General features: G+C 37.7%; 2 protein-coding genes. One reads left to right on the top strand and one right to left on the bottom strand.

All coding sequences use genetic code 11. The features are described from left to right. Positions 1 to 207 precede the first annotated feature (207 nt). The gene (locus NQ163_RS20395; RefSeq protein ID WP_268192159.1) at positions 208 to 1,227 is read right to left on the bottom strand and encodes a helix-turn-helix transcriptional regulator; all 1,020 of its coding nucleotides are present in this window, start codon (positions 1,225 to 1,227) and stop codon (positions 208 to 210) included. Positions 1,228 to 1,875: 648 nt separating this feature from the next. Here NQ163_RS20395 and NQ163_RS20390 point away from each other — a divergent pair. Continuing rightward, the gene (locus tag NQ163_RS20390; protein ID WP_268192158.1) at positions 1,876 to 2,982 is read left to right on the top strand and encodes a slipin family protein; all 1,107 of its coding nucleotides are present in this window, start codon (positions 1,876 to 1,878) and stop codon (positions 2,980 to 2,982) included. The last annotated feature ends 325 nt before the right edge of the window (positions 2,983 to 3,307 follow it).

The raw sequence follows: 3,307 nt of genomic DNA, 5'->3' as shown, positions 1-3,307 counted from the left end.
AGCAAATACAATGAATAATTAATAATGAGTAATTAATAATGAACAATGAATAATTAGCTGTTGGCTAAAAACACAGTGATCTTGAGATTCCGACTAGAGTTCGGATTCTCAATAGCAAATACAATGAATAATTAATAATGAGTAATTAGCTGACCGCTGACCGCTGACTGCTGAGAGCTGATAGCTGACCGCTGCCCCCTGAAAGACTTACTCTTTATTGTAAGCATCAGATGATTTTTTTATCAACTCTCCAAACCTTTTCCTTAACGAAGGAGGTGAAACAACTTCCAATCCGGGTCCAAAGCCAAGAAGCACACGTTCCAATTCGTAGTTGGGGATAACTTTTAATTCTATGGTAATCCCATATTGTCCTTTGTCAATCATTTTTTGTGATGCATGAATGGGTTTGGTAATTACATAAGGAGCATGAGTTCGGTCAAGCTTTATGGTAATGGTTCTTGGACTTAACCCTTCGTTTACCGTTACACCTATAGCATGTTTGTAGTAATTATCCGGATCAAAATCAGGATCATCCAAAAAATCCATCTCCTCCTGATACTCGATGGAGTGAATTCTATCCAGGGCAAGTGTCATGAATTTGTTCTTTTTTAATTTCTGTCTCCCAATAAGAAACCAGCGGTTATTGAACTCCTTTAACAAATAGGGATAGAAGTATAATGAATTTCTGTTTCGTGCTTTAAACGATTGGTATTCTATCTTTAAAACCTTTCTTGATTGAATGGCCTGGTAGAGTAGGTTCAAATGCTCAAGACCTTTTAAATTTTCATTTGTGTCGATGTGTATGATGGAACGTTCCTTACTTTGCTCAGTATAAATCTTATTTTCCAACTTTTGAATCAGTCCGCTCATTTCAGAGAAGTGCGAAAAGCCCTGAAACTGTTTCAGGATTTCAACCGCATCATTCAATTTATTCAAATCCTGATCCGACAAAGGAAGTTGGGTAATGGAATACTCAGGATCATCATAGGTATAAAATTTTTTATCGGTAACCACAATGGGAGCATTGTATCCCAGTTTTTCACTTCTCATGTTCTGGATATCCAGCTGTATGGTTCGTTTGCTTACCCCTTTGTCAATTCCTTCAAACTCATAAAGCGCATCAGAGCAGGCATCCATTAAATCGTCCAAAGTCCATTTTCGGTACTGATTTCTAAGACATTTGTCGATGGTAGTATAGCGGATGAGTGCATTTCTATTTACTGGCATTTGATTTTTTTTAAGAAAAGTAGAAAAAATATTTTACTACGCAAAAAGATTGCGCACTACTGTCTCACCTTTGTATCAGAAAGTTCTTTAAAATGATGATCGCATACTTTTGGTATGAAAAAAATACCTTCTGCAAAGAAGGAAAAAGCATGAAAAAATCCACAGCTCACAGACCTGACTTAAGTTTCTGTATGGCTTGGTAGTATTCTCTCAATAGAGATGAATATGCTTCTGGTACTGTTGGAATTTTTCATTCACCTTGTGTGTCGGGGGTTCGAATCCCTCTCCTTGCAAAAGGATAACTCAGTTCGGGTAGAGTAACAAGCCAATTATGGACTATAAATCCATCAAAAACGAAGACAGACACTTCACAAAACGTCTACCAGCCGAAAGTAATTTGTGCCCGACCAGTTTTTTCTTTCTGAAAGATAAAGCAGTCTTGACAGCGTTTCGAAAGTTGCAATCCCTTTCAAAGGAGACATTTGCTTTATAAGGGTAAGAATCACGCCAAAGCGATTTGGCAATTCACTCTTACGAACCACATGTTGCAATTTGCAAGCATTGGAGCTTCCACTTTGGAAAGGCGGTTGCGCACAAGTTTCTTTCTTTTAAAGAAGAAATTAAAATGAATACAATAAACCAACAATCATGAAAAGAGTAAGAATTAGAAAAGGAACTGTAGGATTGGTATACAGGAAAAAGGAATACAAGAAAGTCCTTACCGAAGGAACTTACTGGATAAGTGCCTTCGAACAAGTATTGGCTTTGGAAAGAAATGGTGCATTTACACCCGAGGAAGAATTGGCCATCTATTTGCAGGATGAAGGCTTGAAGAATCTGCTTGACATCGTAGAAGTTAAAGATGGAGAATTGAGTTTTATGTATGAAAATGGAATATTTAAAACAGTTCTTTCTGCAGGAATCTATGCATGGTGGAAAGGCTATACACCATTGTCCTTTCAAACTGTAAATACCAGGGAAATGGAAGTGTCCGATCAGCTGGACAAAAACATACTTTCCAGAACCAATGTTCTTCCTTACCTAAGGGTATACCAGGTAGAATCATACGAAAAGGCATTGCTTTTTGTAGATGGCAGGTTCAAAAGTGAACTTGAAGCCGGAACCTATCATTTCTGGAAAAATGCAACACCAATTCAAGTATATAAGGTGGATACCAGGCAGCAAAAGTTCGAAGTATCGGGTCAGGAAATCCTGAGCAAAGACAAAGCTGCCTTAAGAGTGAATTTCTTTGCCCTTTATCAGGTAACTGATGTAAAAAAAGCAATCATGGAAAACAAGGACTTCGAAAAGCAATTGTACATACTATTGCAATTGGCATTGAGAGAGTATTTGGGATCGCTTACATTAGATGAAATATTGGAGAAAAAAGAGCGTGTTTCCTCTTCCATTCTGGAAAATACAAAGGAGAGAGTGGCTGCCTTAGGGGTTAAACTTTTGGATAGTGGAATTAGAGATATTATATTGCCTGGAGATGTAAAAGAGATCATGAACCAGGTATTGATTGCACAAAAGCAAGCCCAGGCAAATATCATTACCAGAAGAGAGGAAACTGCATCAACAAGAAGTTTGCTGAACACTGCCAAACTAATGGAGGAGAACGAAATGCTGTTCAAACTGAAAGAGATGGAATATGTTGAGAAAATCTCTGAAAAGATCAACAACATCAGCCTTTCGGGAGGCTCCCAGGTGGTGAATCAGTTGAAAGAAATTTTTACAGTGAACAGTAAACAGTGAACAGTTAGCAGTAAACAGTGAACAGTGATCAGTAAACAGTGAACAGTAAACAGTTAGCAGTGAATAGTTAGCAGTGAACAGTTATCAGTGAACAGTTATCAATTAGCTGACTGCTGATAGCTGACCGCTGATAGCTGACCGCTGAATGCTGAGAGCTGTTGGCAGTACAGTAATTTTGAGACTCCGACTAGAGTTCGGATTCTCAATAGCAAATACAATGAATAATTAATAATGAATAATTAATAATGAGTAATTAATAATGAACAATGAATAATTAGCTGTTGGCTAAAAACACAGTGATCTTGAGATTCCGACTTGGGTTCGG

The organism is Marinifilum sp. D737 (genome assembly GCF_026672275.1).
Classification (GTDB): Bacteria; Bacteroidota; Bacteroidia; order Bacteroidales; family Marinifilaceae; genus Marinifilum.
Note: the sequence above shows the minus strand (reverse complement) of the source record. Positions and strands in the feature narration are given on the sequence as shown.

Bases quoted from the DNA above. Each gene is read 5' to 3' on its own strand.
- NQ163_RS20395 (WP_268192159.1), bottom strand. From the start codon at position 1,227: ATGCCAGTAAATAGAAATGCACTCATCCGCTATACTACCATCGACAAA.
- NQ163_RS20390 (WP_268192158.1), top strand. From the start codon at position 1,876: ATGAAAAGAGTAAGAATTAGAAAAGGAACTGTAGGATTGGTATACAGG.